The sequence below is a fragment of the Peptoniphilus phoceensis genome (assembly GCF_001517665.2).
Classification (GTDB): Bacteria; Bacillota; Clostridia; order Tissierellales; family Peptoniphilaceae; genus Peptoniphilus_A; species Peptoniphilus_A timonensis.
Genome location: NZ_LN999809.1, coordinates 589,748 through 605,869 on the forward strand (window position 1 = coordinate 589,748; position 16,122 = coordinate 605,869).

At 30.4% G+C, this 16,122-nt stretch carries 19 protein-coding genes; 1 reads left to right on the forward strand and 18 read right to left on the reverse strand.

What is annotated here, in order from left to right; all coding sequences use genetic code 11:
- Nucleotides 1-4: 4 nt before the first annotated feature.
- From ybeY to hrcA, 18 genes are all read right to left on the reverse strand, one after another.
- Entirely contained in the window at nt 5-451 is a 447-nt protein-coding gene (gene ybeY / locus BN3657_RS07035; RefSeq protein WP_062552340.1) for an rRNA maturation RNase YbeY, read from the reverse strand.
- On the reverse strand, nt 451-1,464 hold the full coding sequence (locus BN3657_RS07040) for a PhoH family protein (protein ID WP_098039834.1): 1,014 nt from the start codon (nt 1,462-1,464) through the stop codon (nt 451-453). Before BN3657_RS07040 ends, ybeY begins: the two co-directional genes overlap by 1 nt.
- A gap of 81 nt (nt 1,465-1,545) precedes the next feature.
- On the reverse strand, nt 1,546-2,202 hold the full coding sequence (locus BN3657_RS07045; protein ID WP_062552341.1) for a hypothetical protein: 657 nt from the start codon (nt 2,200-2,202) through the stop codon (nt 1,546-1,548).
- Nucleotides 2,202-3,194: a flotillin-like protein FloA gene (floA, locus tag BN3657_RS07050; protein WP_062552342.1), complete on the reverse strand. Its 993-nt coding sequence runs from the start codon at nt 3,192-3,194 to the stop codon at nt 2,202-2,204. Before floA ends, BN3657_RS07045 begins: the two co-directional genes overlap by 1 nt.
- Nucleotides 3,195-3,202: 8 nt before the next feature.
- A complete protein-coding gene (locus BN3657_RS07055) occupies nt 3,203-3,925 on the reverse strand; it encodes an NfeD family protein (RefSeq protein WP_062552343.1) in 723 nt (240 codons plus the stop codon).
- Between the two features lie 211 nt (nt 3,926-4,136).
- Nucleotides 4,137-4,580, reverse strand: a complete 444-nt coding sequence (locus BN3657_RS07060; protein ID WP_019138382.1) for a GatB/YqeY domain-containing protein — start codon at nt 4,578-4,580, stop codon at nt 4,137-4,139.
- Between the two features lie 13 nt (nt 4,581-4,593).
- On the reverse strand, nt 4,594-4,773 hold the full coding sequence (gene rpsU, locus BN3657_RS07065; protein WP_005957648.1) for a 30S ribosomal protein S21: 180 nt from the start codon (nt 4,771-4,773) through the stop codon (nt 4,594-4,596).
- A gap of 88 nt (nt 4,774-4,861) precedes the next feature.
- The gene (locus BN3657_RS07070) at nt 4,862-5,611 is read right to left on the reverse strand and encodes a TVP38/TMEM64 family protein (RefSeq protein ID WP_062552344.1); all 750 of its coding nucleotides are present in this window, start codon (nt 5,609-5,611) and stop codon (nt 4,862-4,864) included.
- Between the two features lie 10 nt (nt 5,612-5,621).
- Nucleotides 5,622-6,473 (reverse strand): patatin-like phospholipase family protein, encoded by an 852-nt coding sequence (locus tag BN3657_RS07075; protein ID WP_062552345.1) that lies wholly within the window; start codon nt 6,471-6,473, stop codon nt 5,622-5,624.
- Between the two features lie 168 nt (nt 6,474-6,641).
- Nucleotides 6,642-6,980, reverse strand: a complete 339-nt coding sequence (locus tag BN3657_RS07080; protein ID WP_062552346.1) for a histidine triad nucleotide-binding protein — start codon at nt 6,978-6,980, stop codon at nt 6,642-6,644.
- 2 nt (nt 6,981-6,982) lie between these two features.
- Complete coding sequence (locus tag BN3657_RS07085) at nt 6,983-7,366, reverse strand: DUF1284 domain-containing protein (protein ID WP_062552347.1); 384 nt, start codon at nt 7,364-7,366, stop codon at nt 6,983-6,985.
- A complete protein-coding gene (gene mtaB / locus BN3657_RS07090; protein ID WP_062552348.1) occupies nt 7,367-8,665 on the reverse strand; it encodes a tRNA (N(6)-L-threonylcarbamoyladenosine(37)-C(2))-methylthiotransferase MtaB in 1,299 nt (432 codons plus the stop codon). It abuts the gene before it with no gap.
- Nucleotides 8,665-9,354: an RsmE family RNA methyltransferase gene (locus tag BN3657_RS07095; protein ID WP_019138386.1), complete on the reverse strand. Its 690-nt coding sequence runs from the start codon at nt 9,352-9,354 to the stop codon at nt 8,665-8,667. The genes mtaB and BN3657_RS07095 overlap by 1 nt, the downstream gene beginning before the upstream one ends.
- Nucleotides 9,347-10,252 (reverse strand): 50S ribosomal protein L11 methyltransferase, encoded by a 906-nt coding sequence (prmA, locus tag BN3657_RS07100; protein ID WP_062552349.1) that lies wholly within the window; start codon nt 10,250-10,252, stop codon nt 9,347-9,349. The genes BN3657_RS07095 and prmA overlap by 8 nt, the downstream gene beginning before the upstream one ends.
- Nucleotides 10,253-10,325: 73 nt before the next feature.
- The gene (gene dnaJ / locus BN3657_RS07105; RefSeq protein ID WP_019138388.1) at nt 10,326-11,456 is read right to left on the reverse strand and encodes a molecular chaperone DnaJ; all 1,131 of its coding nucleotides are present in this window, start codon (nt 11,454-11,456) and stop codon (nt 10,326-10,328) included.
- Between the two features lie 166 nt (nt 11,457-11,622).
- The gene (dnaK, locus tag BN3657_RS07110) at nt 11,623-13,446 is read right to left on the reverse strand and encodes a molecular chaperone DnaK (RefSeq protein WP_019138389.1); all 1,824 of its coding nucleotides are present in this window, start codon (nt 13,444-13,446) and stop codon (nt 11,623-11,625) included.
- Between the two features lie 22 nt (nt 13,447-13,468).
- The gene (grpE, locus tag BN3657_RS07115) at nt 13,469-13,999 is read right to left on the reverse strand and encodes a nucleotide exchange factor GrpE (protein ID WP_062552350.1); all 531 of its coding nucleotides are present in this window, start codon (nt 13,997-13,999) and stop codon (nt 13,469-13,471) included.
- Between the two features lie 8 nt (nt 14,000-14,007).
- A complete protein-coding gene (gene hrcA, locus BN3657_RS07120) occupies nt 14,008-15,030 on the reverse strand; it encodes a heat-inducible transcriptional repressor HrcA (RefSeq protein ID WP_062552351.1) in 1,023 nt (340 codons plus the stop codon).
- A 554-nt stretch (nt 15,031-15,584) separates the two neighbouring features.
- On the opposite strand from hrcA, the gene lepB reads away from it, so the two are divergent.
- A complete protein-coding gene (gene lepB / locus BN3657_RS07125) occupies nt 15,585-16,103 on the forward strand; it encodes a signal peptidase I (RefSeq protein ID WP_230204197.1) in 519 nt (172 codons plus the stop codon).
- The last annotated feature ends 19 nt before the right edge of the window (nt 16,104-16,122 follow it).

The following is a 16,122-nucleotide window of genomic DNA, read 5'->3' on the forward strand; positions in this document are numbered from 1 at the left end:
AAAATCACCTATATATTTCAAGTTCCTTCATAGATAACTTTTCTCTTTCTCTCATTTCTTTTTTATCTTCATCTTCAATGTGATCATACCCCAAAAGATGTAAAATGCTGTGAACAGTAAGATAAGACAATTCTCTTTCATGAGAGTGACCAAGCTCTTCTGCTTGTTCCATAACTCTTCTTGTATTAATTATAACATCACCAAGGATTCTATTGTCTATTATAAACTCATCATCCATTGGAAAAGACAAGACATCCGTTGATTTATCAACTCCTCTATAATCTCTATTTAAATCTCTTATTTCTTCGTCGCCTACAAAGGAAACAGAAACTTCAACATCATCGTCAAGTTCTTCAACTTTTAAAACAGCTTTTATAGATTTCTCAATAAGATTTTTCATCTCTTCTGTTATTTTTATATTGTCTTGCCTATCATCGTAGTAAACTTCCATTATTTACTCCCATTTTTTGATTTTTTTGCTTCTATAACTTTATTTGCCTTTTCATTTGTCTTTTCATATTTTTCATAAGCATCAATAATTCTTTGAACTAGAGCATGACGAACAATATCATTTTTATTTAAGTAAGTTATGCCAATACCCTTAACTCCCGCTAAAATTTTTAGGACAGTTTTTAAACCTGATTGCTTTCCACTAGGTAGGTCAATTTGTGTAACATCACCTGTCACAATTGCCTTAGAACCATATCCAAGTCTTGTTAAAAACATCTTCATCTGTTCATTTGTTGTATTTTGAGCTTCATCCAAAATTACAAAGGCTGAATCTAAAGTTCTACCTCTCATATAAGCAAGAGGTGCAACTTCTATAAGTCCCTTTTCAAATAAGTTATTATAAGTATCATGTCCTAATATCTCAAAGAGGGCATCGTAAAGCGGTCTCAAATAAGGATCTACTTTATTTTGCAAGTCTCCTGGCAAAAATCCAAGATTTTCTCCAGCTTCAACAGCAGGTCTTGTTAAAATTATTCTGTTTACTTCTTTAGCCTTAAAAGCACGAACCGCTGCAGCCATGGCAAGATAAGTCTTTCCAGTCCCTGCAGGTCCAATTCCAAACACAATATCATTATTGTTAATATTATCTATATATCTTTTTTGACCTAAAGTTTTTGCCCTAATTGGTTTCCCCATAGATGTGTAAACCAAAGTATCCTTTAGTAGTTCTGAAACTGGTCTCTTCTCATTATTTTTTATAAGAGAAATAGCATAACGAACATCAGATAAACTTAAGCTATTTTGTTTTTTTGCAGTTTCAATTAAATTATTTAAAAGAAGATATCCATCCTCAACTACATCTTCTTCTCCACTTACTATAATTTTATTATCCCTTGATTTAACACTTAGTCCCAGCTCTTTTTCTACAAGAGAAATATTTTCATCAAGCTTTCCAAAAACAATAGACATTAAATTTATATCATTAATTTCAATGGATTTTTCCATTTTTGCCAAAAATATACCCCCTTAAACGCGAATATAATAATATCATAAAAAGGCTTACTTTTCCATAGATTATGGAAAGCAAGCCTTGATTTATCTAAGACTTAAAGGTTTATCAAAAATCTCTTTATATATTTGAATTTTAAGTAAATCATCTTCATCAAAATTTAAAATTTGTGAAAAATCATTTTCAGAATTATTGTCTTCATAACTAACATAATCTGATTCACATTCTTTGATAAATTCACTTTCAAAAATTTTATCAGACATTTTTTCAAGATTTCTTGAGCCCTCTAATACTTCCTTATTTTCATTAACTTTTGATGATTCAAGTTTATCCCTAGACAAAGACTTTTTTTCTAATAATTTTTCCTTTAATTCTCTTTGTGAAATGTTAATATCCTTATTGATAAATATCTTATCTTTTTTATTATTATGCTTATATTTATTTACTTTATCTTTATAAGTGTCCCTAATTTTTTTATCTGAGGATTCCTTTTTAAGTTTATCTTTTTCTTTTTCTTCTTTGATTACTCTTTTTATTTCATCTATTAAACTTTCCTGATCTGAACTTCTATTTTCATAAATATTTTTAGAATTCCCAATTTTTTTCTCATTTTCATAAAAATCTTCTGTCATTTTACTTTTACCTCTTTTTAAAATAGTAAGTAAAACTTTAAAAACAATGACAAAGATTATAGCAGGCATGAGAGAAAAAATGGCAATTACAATACTAAAAATAGGTCCCATTATTTATTTTCCTTTTTGTGATTTTTATCAGGTATTTTGGAAATAGAATTTCTCATGTCAGTATCAGAGTTTAAATTTTTCATTTTATAATAATCAAAGACTCCAAGATTTCCACTCTTTAAAGCTTCTGCCATAGCTATTGGAACTTGAGATTCTGCTTCAACAACTTTTGCTCTCATGGCTTCAACTTCTGCCTTCATTTCTTGTTCACGAGCTAGTGCCATAGCACGTCTTTCACTAGCTTTAGCTTCAGATATTCTCTTATCAGCTTCTGCTTGATCAGTTTGAAGTCTTGCCCCAATATTTCTTGCAACATCAACATCTGCAATATCAATTGAAAGAATTTCATAAGCTGTACCAGAATCAAGACCCTTATCAAGAACCACTCTTGAAATAGAATCTGGGTTTTCTAAAACGGACTTATAGCTTTGAGATGAACCTACTGTAGTTACTATTCCTTCACCAACTCTTGCAATTATAGTTTGTTCACCAGCACCACCAACGAGTCTTTCAATATTTGCCCTTACAGTTACCTTAGCTTTAACAATAACTTCTATACCATCTTGAGCTACTGCTGAAATATTTGGTGTTTCAATTACCTTTGGATTTACAGAAACTTGAACAGCTTCAAGCACATCTCTACCTGCAAGATCAATTGCTGCAGCTCTTTCAAATTGAAGTGGTATATTAGCTCTTTGCGCTGCAATTAGAGCATCTACTAGAGTATTTACATTACCACCTGCTAAATAGTGAGCTTCAAGACTAGAAATTTCTAAATCAAGTCCAGCCTTAGTCGCCTTGATGGCAGGTCTAACTATTCTTGATGGTTTTACTCTTCTTAATTTCATACCAATAAGTTCTGATATTTTTATTCTAACACCAGAGAAAAATGCTGTAACCCAAAGTCCAACTGGAACAAAGGATAAAAACATCGCCACTACAATAACTATTAAAGCTATTATAATAATACTCCCTAAAGGATAATAATTCATATGTCCTCCTAATTTCTTTCGACGAAAATTCTCGCCCCGCTAATTCTTACTACAACAACAGATTCATCTTTTCCAATGAACCCAACATCTGAAATTACTTCTATCTTTTTTTCACCTAATAAGGCGTAACCAGTTGGTCTAAGTGGAGTTTTTGTTAATAAGACATCTCCAATTGAGACCTCTTCACTTTCAACACTAAGATATCCCTTGTCACTTGAACTTTCTTTAAAAAGTCTAAGTTTATTTATTGTATCGGACTTTATACCTCTTTTAAAAAGAGCAAATCCCAATATTATTGCAATGACAAGTGCCAGTGCTAATGAAAATAAAGCAAAATAAATATCACTCATGGATAAGACTAAACCAACTGAGACTGCAATAATTCCACTTATACCAGCCACTCCAAAACCTGGTATCATAATTTCAAGTGCAAGTAGAAGCAATCCTATTACAAAAAGTGAAATTTCATAAAAGTTTGTATTTCCCATTTTTATATTTCCCCAGAAAAATACAAAAAAGGAAGCAATGGAAATAATACCAGAAAATCCAAAACCTGGAGTTAGAATTTCAAAAACGCCTGCTACTATTGCCACGATAAGTAATAACGTAAAAACATAATCATTAGAAAAAATATTTTCTATTGATGACATTCTCTCTCCTTGTGCATACACAAGATTACAAAAAATAAGTAAAAATGGCATACTATAAAATAAATTCTTAAATTTTTTCAAGTTAACCTCCTTTGCACTTAGAATTATTTTACCCAATCCAAATTACGTATAATCTAAATTCTATTTAAGAAAAGTTTAAGATTTTTTAATCACACTTAAAATTTACATCTTTACATAAAAGTTCAAAAATACAAATTCATTTAAAAATTCTAATTTAAGATTAAATTTTATAAAAAAATATAAAAATAAAACCCGGGAAAAATCCCGAGTTTTAGCTTAATAAATCTTTAGCAATGGCATTAACTTGTTTGCCATCAGCTTTGCCCTTTATTAAAGGCATTACATTTTTCATTAATTTTCCAATATCCTTCATTGATGTTATATCATTTTCGTCAATTACTTTTTTTATAATTTCTTTTAATTCTTCATCTGATAATTGCTCAGGTAAGTAGTCAAGTAATATTTCGATTTCTTGATTTGTATGTTCAACTAAATCTTCTCTATTACCTTTCTTAAACTCTTCAATTGACGATTTCTTTTCTTTTAGTTGCTTAGCAATGATATTTTCAATATCAGCATCATCAAGCTCAACTCGTTCATCTACTTCTTTTTGTTTAATAGCTGCACGAACCATGGTGATAACATCTTTTCGAAGTTTATCTTTATTTTTCATAGCACTCTTTAAGTCAGCCATGAGTCTCTCTTTTAGAGACATAAGAACACCCTCTTTAATATCTGTGTTTTTTTCTGCGTGCCTCTTCGGATTTTTTCTTCCTTCTAACACTTGGTTTTTCGTAGTGTTCTCTTTTTCTTACTTCTTTAAGAACTCCACTTGTGGCACATTGTCTTTTGAATCTTTTAAGAGCATTGTCTAAAGATTCATTTTCACCAACCCTGATTTCGGACATTTTTTAACCTCCTCTCGTAGAAAAGAGTAGCCTTTCGGCCAATTTAGGTTTATTATACTCTATAAATCGCAAAACTTCAATAATATTTTTATTTTTTAAGATTTTTGTTTTTATTTACAAAGTAAGTTATTGCCACAACAGAAACAGAAATAAAAATTTTTATTAAGATCATTGTCAAAAATTGCCAAGAAAGAGGATCCAAAATTACATCTCCAAGAAGAGTATTTGTTATAACCCCAATTGAGGCTCCAAGAAGTGATGAAGTAATATATTTTATGTAATTTGTCTTACATGCACCAAAGTAAAAACTCAAAATATCACAAGGAAACCAACCAATTAGTCTAATTACGAAACTTGCCAAAAATTCATTTCTTTCTTGCATCTCAATGAGTTTTTCGATCTTAGGATATTTGTTTTTAAGATAAGTCATTTCTTCTGCACCAGACCATCTTCCTAGAACAAAGGGAATTGTAAGAGTTATTGCCAATCCAATGTAGCTAATTACTAGTGCTTTTGCAGGTTTAAATAAAACACCACTAGCTATATATAGTGATGGTAGCGGAATTATAATAGTTAAACTTTTTACAGCAAATAATGCAAATAGGGATAAGATAGACTTTTTTTCATTGCCATTGGCATTTTCAATAATTGAATCTATTGTCACATTCCCAGTTCGAGTTAATAACAATACAAGTAAAATTGAAGCAAAGGAAACTAAAGCAACAACTTGAATTTTTTTAAATCTTTTTTTAACATTTACATCTGATTCATTTAAATTCCTATTTTCTTTCCCTAATTTATTTTCAATTTTTCTAATTTTTGATTTTATTTTTGGCACACATATCAACTCATTTTCTATTAATATTTTCTAAAGTTAAAACTTTTCTTGCATCCTTTCTCCCCATTTCATATAATTTTTCCAATTGTTTATGATCTTGACTTAGAGTTTTTAAGTTCCCAATATCACTTGGTGCAACTATAATTATCCTGTTTTCTTTTTCAAGTTTTAAGGCTTCTCTTAGACAAGTATTGTAAATCTCATGTCTTTTTGCAAAAGTTCTTGAAAGAACAGGATAATTTCTTCTTAGAATCCTGACAAACTTTTTGTCTTTTCTCTTCTCTCTAAAATAATCTTTCGGCCTAGTCAAAACTAGTATTACTTTGTCACATCCAGCTTCAAAAGCTCTTTTAAAAGGAATAGGATCACTTAATCCTCCATCAACATAGTCAACGCCCTTTATTTTATAGGGTTTGCACAATACTGGAACACAACAAGATGCTTTTATTGGGTCATAATTATCAATTACAAGATCATTTTTATTAAAATATTTCGGCTTTCCAGTTCTCGCATCTGTTGCAACAATTTCAAATTCCATTGGATTTTCTTTTAAAGTCTTATAATCAAGGGGATACTCGCCATTAGAACTGCTTAAATCATAATAAATATAATCTAGGTCAATATAAGAACCAGTCCTCAAAAAATTTTTTAAACTCATATATTCTTTTCTAAAGGCATAATTATTATAAAACACAAAATTTCTTCTAGGCTGATTTGCAAGAAAGGATGCACCATTAGCAGCCCCTGCAGAAACTCCAATGAAATAATCTCCACTAATGCCTTCTTCCATTAAATAATCAAAAACTCCCGCCCCATAAATACCGCGAGTACCTCCACCTACATCTACAAATCCTAATTTCATAAATCATCTTCCTTCTTTAAATAAGAAAATTATCTTTATATTAATTATATATAATATTTTAAACTTTTAACATAGACAATATTGTAAAAGTGTGTAAAATACATTTTTATTTAAAATTTTTCATAAAAAAATGCCAGGACATAAATCCTAGCATTAAAAAAAATTTTATCAACCTGGTGGCCAATTTAAACTTCTTCCTCCAAGTACATGGAAATGTAAGTGATCAACACTTTGACCGCCGTCTTCTTTGCAATTATTTACTATTCTGTATCCTTTAGTTAGACCTTCTTCAGCACAAAGCTTCTTTGCCACTAGAAACACATGTCCAATTAAGTCCTTGTGTTTTTCTTCAAGGTCATCTGCTGATTGAATATGCTCCTTTGGCACAATTAAAAAATGAGTTGGAGCTTGTGGGTCTATATCTCTAAAAGCATACACAAGTTCATCTTCATAAAGTTTTTCTGAAGGAATTTCTCCCTTAATAATTTTACAAAATAAACAGTCCATCACTACCTCCTTTTGGCTTCAATTTCTTTGCAAAGATCATTCCACTGACAATCCTTGCATATTTCTTCTCGCCTATCTTTTGAGAATATTATATCACAGCAAGCCTTATTAATGTCCTGCCAAGAATAAATTTCATCTTTTGAAAGTCCTAAAATTTTTAGTAGTTTCATATCATAAGATTTAACTTTTTTATCACTCTTACATTTATCTCCAAGATTTTCTGGACAAGCCTTGCAAATATCATCTAAATCTACAAGTAACTTAACTTTTGGATTATTATTTAATTCTCTTATAATATTTGTCATATTTTTTGAAAAATCATCACTATATCCCTCTCCTACAAAATTTCTTGTACAGAGAAGATGATGAGCTCTTATTTTTAACACTTAATCACCAATAATTTCACAATTTGCAATTTCGCCAGTATCCAAAATTTTAACTTTTTTTATCTTATTTGTAAGATCAAGCTTACTTTTAACTTTAACTCTAATATAATTTGTTGTATAACCGTAATAAACACCATTGTGTTCTTCTTCGAATAAAACAGATTGTGGAGCTTTCATATTTTCTTTTTCAAAAATTTCTTGATACTCTTCTCCAAGAGAAATTAATTTTTCAGATCTTTCTTTTTTAATATTTCCATCAATTTGGTTTTTCATAACAGCTGCCTTGGTATTTTTTCTCTTAGAGTATTTAAAGACATGTATTCTTGAAAATCCCACTTCTCTTACTATATTCATGGAATCTTCGAAATCATCTTCAGTTTCTCCTGGGAATCCTACAATAATATCTGTTGTAAGTCCAGCGTGAGGCATGTATTTTCTAATAATATTTGCTTTTTCAATATATTCTTCACGAGTATAGCGTCTATTCATTGCTTCTAAAATATTATTAGAACCACTTTGAAGTGATAAATGGAAATGATCACATAATTTTCCAGTATTTACTGCCCTCTTCATAAATTCATCTGAAATAATTATTGGTTCAACTGAAGAAAGTCTAATTCTCTCTATGCCATCAACCTCTGCAATAGCTTCTATAAGATCAATTAATCTCATATCCCCCATGTCCATTCCAAAAGAACCAATGTGAATACCAGTTAAGACAATTTCCTTAAATCCTCTTTCTGCAAGAGTTTTTGCTTCTCTCACTGAATCCTCAATTGTCCTAGATCTAATTGGTCCTCTTGCAAAGGGGATAATACAATATGTGCAAAATCTATTACAGCCATCTTGAACCTTCATATAAGCACGAGTCCTATTATTGCTATCAAAATTTGTTGTATTCGCAAACTCTCTAACATTTTTTAAGTCTTTTACAATGTTAATTTTTTCGTGAGAATCTTTAGCTTCTTCAATTAAATCAACTATTTTATTTCTCTCAGTTGTCCCTATTACAACATCTACTCCATCAATATTTTTAACTTCATCAGGACTAACTTGTGAGTAGCAACCCACAACTGCAACAACAGAATTTGGGTTTTTCTTTTTTGACTTTCTTATAAATTGTCTAGACTTTCTGTCAGACAAATTTGTAACTGTGCATGTGTTTACAATATATACATCGCTAAATTCATCGTTTTCTACTTGTCTATATCCTCTACCTTCAAAAATTTCACTCATGGCTTCTGATTCATATTGATTAACCTTACAACCGAGAGTTAAAATTGAAAAAGTTTTTTCCATTACTCACACTCCTTTGCATGAATTATATAAAAAGAAGCACTTATAGCTGCTGTTTCAGCACGAAGAATTCTCCTACCTAGACCAACTTTTTTTGCTCCCTTTAAAATTTCAAGTTCTCTATCAGAAATTCCGCCCTCTGGTCCGATTATAAGTCCAATATTTTTACCTAAAGTTTTGGTAATTTCTCCTAGTTGAATTTTATTTTCATCTTCATAACACAAGACCAAATCACCATGAAAACTTAAAATATCCTCGGTCTTTATAATATCGTGAACTATAGGAATAATATCTCTTTTTGATTGCTTTGCCGCAGACTCAACAATTTTTTGGTATCTTTCCTTTTTCTTCTCTTTTTTCTTTGATATATCAGAAATCGTCCTATCCATTAAGACAGGGTAAAAGTCACTAACTCCAATTTCTGTTGCATGTCTTATAACATCTTCTGATTTGTTGTTTTTTAAAACACCAAAAAATAGAGAAAGTCTTATCTTGGACTCATTACTTTCTTCCACTTTTCCTAAATTTTTGATTTTTCCATCATAATAAGCAAAGGAAAAAATACCATCATCAAAAACCACTTGAAACTCTTCTCCATCATTTATCCTAATTACATTTTTTAAATGGTGAAGAGTTTCTTCTTTTAAATTTGTATTTCCTTCAAAATTTCTTTCTTCAAAAAATCTATACATTTAATCTTCCTACAATTGCGACCCAGTTGTTTTTATCTAATTCATCAATTATTTCAAAGCCATTTTCTTCTAGAGCATCAATAACCATTTTCCTTCTCTCTTTTATAATTCCAGAAGTTATAAAAATTCCACCCTTGTCCATGTGATTTTTAAGATTTTTAATCTCATCAACAATAATTTCAGCAATAATATTTGACACAATTAAATCTGCTCTTCCCTTTACCACATCAAGAAGATTTCCTTTTTCGATTTTCATCTTATCTTCAAGATTATTAAGGCTTGCATTTTCATGAGATGCGTCAATACACTTTTCGTCAATATCAATTGCAAGAGCACTCTTTGCTCCAAGCTTTAAGGCAGCAATTGCAAGTATGCCAGAACCACAACCAATATCAAAAATTTCATCATCATTTTTTACATATTTTTCTAGAAGTTCAAGACACATATAAGTTGATTCATGTGTTCCTGTTCCAAATGCCATTCCTGGATTGATTTTTATAATTTCTCTATTTTTATTTTCATAGTCTTCCCATTCAGGAACTATTGCGAGTTTTTTCCCTATTTCAAGTGGCTTATAATATTTTTTCCAATTATTAGCCCAATCTTCATCGTCTTTTTCTTCAATAAGACACTTTCCAAGATTTTTTTCTTCTAATTCAATTTTTAAATTCTTAGCATCTTCAATATTTTCAGGATAAATCTTAATTGTAAAAATATTTTTATCTGAATTTAAAAGAGGATAATCTATAAAATCCCAATCTTTTTCATCTTGATCCAATTCATCAACTAAGTCACTGGAAATTTCTTCTGTATTATAAATTCCAAAATCAAATAAAATTCCCTCAATAATATCTTTTTTATTTTTTGATGTATTTATAGTCATTTCAATATATTTCATCTAATCACCTGATTTCATTATATTATAGATAAAATTTTTATACAATTTAAAAAATGCGAATCTATGATCCGCATTAATCAAATAAATTTTTTAACTTATCTAAAAAAGTTTTTTTATTTTCTGCAACCTCTGGTTCAGTTTCCCTAAGTTCCTCTAAGAGCTTTCTTTGTTCATCACTAACTTTCTTAGGGATTATTATATCAACCTTAAAGAAAAGATCTCCCCTTTGTTTTTCTCTATTTACGTAAGGAACACCTTCTCCTTTAAGTCTAAAGACTGTTCCTCCAGTTGTTCCCTTTGGAATATCATAGTCTACGATTTTTTCTAGAGTTGGAACTTTAATCTTTGCTCCAAGAACAGCATCTGAATAAGAAATTGGAATATTCAAGTATATATCATTTCCTTCTCTCTTAAATACAGCATCAGATCTTACTCTAATGTAAACAAAAATATCTCCATTTTCGCCGCCATTTTCGCCTACAGATCCTTGTCCCTTTAGAGAAATAATATTTCCAGTATCAACTCCCTTAGGAATATTGACTTTTAATTTTTTGCTTCTCGCTTGACTTCCCTTACCAGAACATTTTTTACATGGTTCTTCAATTATTTCACCAGTGCCATTACAGTCTTCACAAGCAGAAGTTCTCACAAATCTACCAAAAGGTGTATTTTGTTCTGATGTAACCTTACCACTTCCGTGACAGGTTTCACAAGTGTGCTTTTCACTTCCTGGTTCCATTTTGCTTCCATGACAGTGAGAACACTCTTCTTTTACTTTGACAGTAATTTCTTTTTCCACACCAAAAATAGCCTCAAAGAAATCAAGAGTTATATCTACTCTAGAATCAGGTCCTTTCTTTGGCATATCCTTTCTGTCTGTATAATCATATCTATTTGATCTTGAGCCACCAAAAATATCAAAGATATCATCAAAAATATCAGAAAATCCGCCAAATCCACTTCCGCCAGATCCTCCCATATTTCCCTTTAAACCTTCTTCTCCATAGACATCATAAATCTGTCTTTTTTCATCGTCTGAAAGAACTTCATAAGCATAGGAAATTTCCTTAAACTTTGCCTCAGCAACTTCATCTCCTGGATTTAGGTCTGGGTGATATTTTTTTGCAAGCTTTTTATAAGATCTCTTTAATTCTTCTTTACTTACATTTTTCTCAACTTCGAGAATTTCATAAAAATTTCTCATCTTCCACCTCAATAGTTCTATATTCTAATATAAAATCTCAAAAAAATAAAGTTTAATTTATTTTTTAATTATTTAGATTTTTAAAGAAAATTTATAAAAAACTTAGATAAATAATTTTGAACATAAAAAAAGTTGCAGCCGAAACTGCAACAATTTTATTTAATTATTATTCTTCGTCTTCATCTACAACTTCATAGTCAGCGTCAACTACATCATCATCTTGTTTTGCTTCAGTTGATCCTTCTTGACCTTCTTGTTGTTGTTTATAAATTTCTTCAGAAATTGCGTAGAAGGCTTGAGTTAATTCTTCAGTCTTAGATTTAATAGCTTCAAGATCTTCTCCATCTTTTACATCTTTAAGATTCTTAATTGCATCTTCAATCTTAGTCTTATCAGCATCAGAAATCTTTCCTTCAACATCTTTTAAAGTATTTTCAGATTGATAAATCATTGAATCTGCATTGTTTTTAGCTTCAATTAAATCTTTTTTCTTTGCATCTTCTTGAGCATACATTTCAGCTTCTTTAACTTTCTTTTCGATTTCTTCTTCGTTTAAGTTAGTTGAAGATGTAATTGTGATGTGTTGTTCTTTTCCTGTTCCTAAATCTTTTGCGCTTACATTTACAATACCATTTGCATCAATATCAAATGTTACTTCGATTTGAGGCACTCCTCTTCTTGCTGGAGCTATACCATCAAGTGTAAATCTTCCAAGAGTTACATTGTCTTTTGCCATTTGTCTTTCACCTTGAAGCACATGGATTTCTACAGAAGTTTGATTATCTGCTGCAGTTGTAAATACTTGTGACTTCTTAGTTGGAATTGTTGTATTTCTTTCAATAAGTCTTGTTGTGATGTTACCCATTGTTTCAATTCCTAGAGAAAGTGGTGTTACATCAAGAAGAAGTAAATCTTTTACATCTCCAGAAAGAACTCCACCTTGGATAGCTGCACCAAGTGCAACACATTCATCTGGGTTAATATCTTTTTGTGGTTGTTTTCCAGTTAATTTCTTAATACATTCTTGTACTGATGGAATTCTTGTTGAACCACCAACTAAAAGAACTTTGTCGATATCATTTGCAGAAAGTCCTGCGTCCTTTAGTGCATCTTTTACAGGTCCTTCAGTCATCTTAACAAGATCTGAAGTTAATTCATCAAATTTAGCACGAGTAATATCCATATTTAAGTGAAGTGGACCAGATTGAGATGCTGTGATAAATGGAAGGTTGATGTTAGTTGACATAGTAGAAGAAAGTTCTTTCTTAGCCTTTTCAGCTGCTTCTTTTAGTCTTTGAAGACTCATGTTGTCAGCCTTTAAATCAATTCCATTTTCTTTTTTAAATTCTTCAGCAATATAATCAATTAGTCTATTGTCGAAGTCATCTCCACCAAGCTTATTGTTACCACGAGTTGCGTGCACTTCAAATACACCATCAGAAAGTTCAAGGATTGATACGTCAAATGTACCACCACCAAGGTCATAAACCATTACAGTTTGTGCGTCAGTGTCCTTGTCTTCTCCATAAGCAAGAGCTGCTGCAGTTGGTTCATTTACAATTCTCTTTACATCGAGTCCTGCAATTCTTCCTGCGTCTTTTGTTGCTTGTCTTTGAGCATCTGTGAAGTATGCTGGAACAGTGATAACTGCTTCTGTAATTGTTTCTCCAAGATAAGATTCTGCATCAGATTTTAATTTTTGTAAAATCATAGCTGAAATATCTTGTGGAGTGTAAGTTTTATCATCAATTTTTACATTGAAATCAGATCCCATGTGTCTCTTAATAGATGAAACAGTTCTTTCTGGGTTTGTGATTGCTTGTCTTTTTGCAGTTTCACCTACTAATCTTTCGCCATCTTTTGTGAAAGCTACTACTGATGGAGTAGTTCTATTTCCTTCAATGTTAGGAATTATTACAGATTCTCCACCTTCCATTACTGCTACTGCAGAGTTTGTTGTACCTAAATCAATACCAATTATTTTTCCCATTTATATTTCCTCCTAAAATCACTTATTGTGAAACTTTGACCATAGCTGGTCTTAGTGTTTTCTCATTAATTAAATAACCTTTTTGCAATACTTCTATAACATAACCACTGTCGTATTCATCAGAATCTTCAGTTAGTACTGCGTGATGATACATTGGATCAAATTCTTCGCCCAATGCTTTCATCTCAACTATGCCTTCTTTTTCAAGAACTCCAGCAAGTTGATTTTTTATCATTAAAATCCCATCATAAGTTGAGTCTTTGTTTTTAATAGAATCTAAAGCCCTTTCAAAATTATCTATGACAGGAAGTAAGTCATTTGCTACTTTTTTAACTCCAAGTTCAACATACTCAGTTTTTTGAGTTTCAGTTCTTCTCTTATAATTAGAAAAATCTGCTTGAAGCCTCATAAATTTATCCATTAAATCTTGATATTTTTCATCATCAGAAACATCATTTACTTCAGTTTCTTCATCCATATCTTGATTTTCTTCACTCGTATCTATATCGTCATCATTTATAACATCTTCTTTTTTTATATCTTCATTCGTCATGTACTCCCTCACATTTCTTTCAATCCACTTCTCACTGCATCGCTAAAAATTTTAACGACCTTAACCAATCGCATATAATCAATTCTAACTGGCCCAATGAGTCCAATACTTCCATATATTCCATGTTCCTTTGAAAAAGGAGCTCTAATAATTGTATTTTCTTTCATAAGACTGGCGCTGTTTTCTGATCCTATGATAACCTCAACATCACTTGTAAAATTATCATTCTTTAGGATCTGAAATAAGCTGTCCCTATCTTCAACTAAGCTCATGAAATTTCTAGCCTTATCTAAATCCTTATATTCGTCAAAATTCAAAATATTTGTAAGACCATCATAATAAATATCAATGGAAGACACTTTTTTATTAAACTGGCTGGCAATTTTTACAATATCAGAAATGAATTTTCCATGTTTTATCATGTCATCTGAAACAGAAATTTTTAGAGATTCAATTTCATTAAAATTAATTCCCGATATCTTTTCATTTAAGACTTTCTCAATAAAGTAAAAGTCTTCATCAGAAATATCATTTATTTCTAAAAAATATCTCTCAATAACTCCCTTGTCGCCTATTAAAACTAAAAGAGCAGTTGACTCGTCAAGCTTTACAAGAGTTAGCCTTTTGATTTTTGTATCGGCCTTCTGTGGTGTTATGAGATAAGCCGTACAAGAACTTATATTGGCAAGGAGATTAACTGAATTTTTATAAAACTCTTCTAAATTTCTAGAGTTAAATAAAAGTCTCTCCTTGATTTTTTCTGAAGATTCTATATCGTGAAAAGTGTTAAAATTTTTAAAAAGTTCATCAACATAGAACCGATAAGCCTTGTCAGAAGGAACTCTTCCTGCTGACTGATGAGGCTTGTTTAAAAAACCAAGATCTTCAAGATCTGCCATTTCATTTCTTATAGTTGCTGAACTAACTCCAAGATTGTATTCCTTGGAGAGAGTTCTCGAACCAACGGGAGTAGGCATATCAATATATGCTTCAATTATGGCATTTAAAATATTAATTTTTCTAGTATCCATAATCCCTCCTTTGTTAGCACTCTTATTTCGTGAGTGCTAATCTATATATATAGTACTTCACACCTAGAACTTTGTCAAGCATATTTATAAAAATTTTTGACTTTTTTTGACTTTTATTTTTTGGCTTTATTTACAAGTTTTACAGCTATTGACCATAAATTAATTCTATAAATTTTAAAATTTTTTCTTAAAATCCAATTCATTTTTATTATATTTTCTTTTAAGTTTATTATTTGAATTACTTTTTAAAAGTTTCCAACTCTCATATTATTTATCTTTAATATTTTTCAAAACTTATTTCTTCTATTTAAAAATTTAGTCTTCTAATTTTAGTTGGTGAAAATTTTTTGTTAATACTTCTCTTTACACACACAGACTGTATATAATTGAAATTATCTATAATCTGTGTGTATATACTTTCAAGCTCCTTATAATTTTTTTCACTATTTTTACTTTCTTTTTATAAAATTTGTGCAATTTAATTTTTAAGTAGCTAACATAATTTAAAATATTTCCAAACTTTCTCTTATTTATGATAAAATTACTATTTGGAGATGATTGCATTGAAAAAAAATGAAACAGTATCTTTCATTGTTACAATTGTAGCTGCAGTTTTAATTGCACTATTTGTAAGAACTTTTATTTTTAATATTGCTGTGGTAAATGGAGAATCCATGAACCCAACTTTAAATGAAAAAGACAAATTAATTTGTCTATCCTATAAGAGATTTACCGATATCCCTAGAGGACAAATCGTAGTAATTGATGCACCTAATGACAATAGAAATTATATAAAAAGGTTAGTTGGAAAACCTGGAGACACTATTGAATTTAGAGATGGAAAAGTTATTTTAAATGGAAAAATTTTGGAAGAAAATTATACTTCTTCTGATTATACAGAGTCCAATGTCGATGCTTTTAAATTAAAAGATGATGAATATTTTGTCATGGGAGATAACAGGCTTCCTGGCATGAGTATAGATTCAAGATATTTTGGACCAATTGAAAAGAAGAGAATTAAATCAGCAGCAGTTTATAGAATTTTGCCTCTAAATAATAGAGGAAAAATTTAAAATAAATCCCCTAGAAATT

Coding starts and splice junctions, on each gene's coding strand:
- rpsU (WP_005957648.1), bottom strand. CDS start 4,773: ATGTCCGAAATCAGGGTTGGTGAAAATGAATCTTTAGACAATGCTCTT.
- lepB (WP_230204197.1), top strand. CDS start 15,585: ATGATTGCATTGAAAAAAAATGAAACAGTATCTTTCATTGTTACAATT.
- BN3657_RS07095 (WP_019138386.1), bottom strand. CDS start 9,354: ATGTATAGATTTTTTGAAGAAAGAAATTTTGAAGGAAATACAAATTTA.
- dnaJ (WP_019138388.1), bottom strand. CDS start 11,456: ATGAGAAATTTTTATGAAATTCTCGAAGTTGAGAAAAATGTAAGTAAA.
- grpE (WP_062552350.1), bottom strand. CDS start 13,999: ATGACGAATGAAGATATAAAAAAAGAAGATGTTATAAATGATGACGAT.
- dnaK (WP_019138389.1), bottom strand. CDS start 13,446: ATGGGAAAAATAATTGGTATTGATTTAGGTACAACAAACTCTGCAGTA.
- floA (WP_062552342.1), bottom strand. CDS start 3,194: ATGAATTATTATCCTTTAGGGAGTATTATTATAATAGCTTTAATAGTT.
- prmA (WP_062552349.1), bottom strand. CDS start 10,252: ATGAAATATATTGAAATGACTATAAATACATCAAAAAATAAAAAAGAT.
- hrcA (WP_062552351.1), bottom strand. CDS start 15,030: ATGGATACTAGAAAAATTAATATTTTAAATGCCATAATTGAAGCATAT.
- ybeY (WP_062552340.1), bottom strand. CDS start 451: ATGGAAGTTTACTACGATGATAGGCAAGACAATATAAAAATAACAGAA.
- BN3657_RS07075 (WP_062552345.1), bottom strand. CDS start 6,473: ATGAAATTAGGATTTGTAGATGTAGGTGGAGGTACTCGCGGTATTTAT.
- BN3657_RS07060 (WP_019138382.1), bottom strand. CDS start 4,580: ATGTCTCTAAAAGAGAGACTCATGGCTGACTTAAAGAGTGCTATGAAA.
- BN3657_RS07080 (WP_062552346.1), bottom strand. CDS start 6,980: ATGGACTGTTTATTTTGTAAAATTATTAAGGGAGAAATTCCTTCAGAA.
- BN3657_RS07045 (WP_062552341.1), bottom strand. CDS start 2,202: ATGGGACCTATTTTTAGTATTGTAATTGCCATTTTTTCTCTCATGCCT.
- mtaB (WP_062552348.1), bottom strand. CDS start 8,665: ATGGAAAAAACTTTTTCAATTTTAACTCTCGGTTGTAAGGTTAATCAA.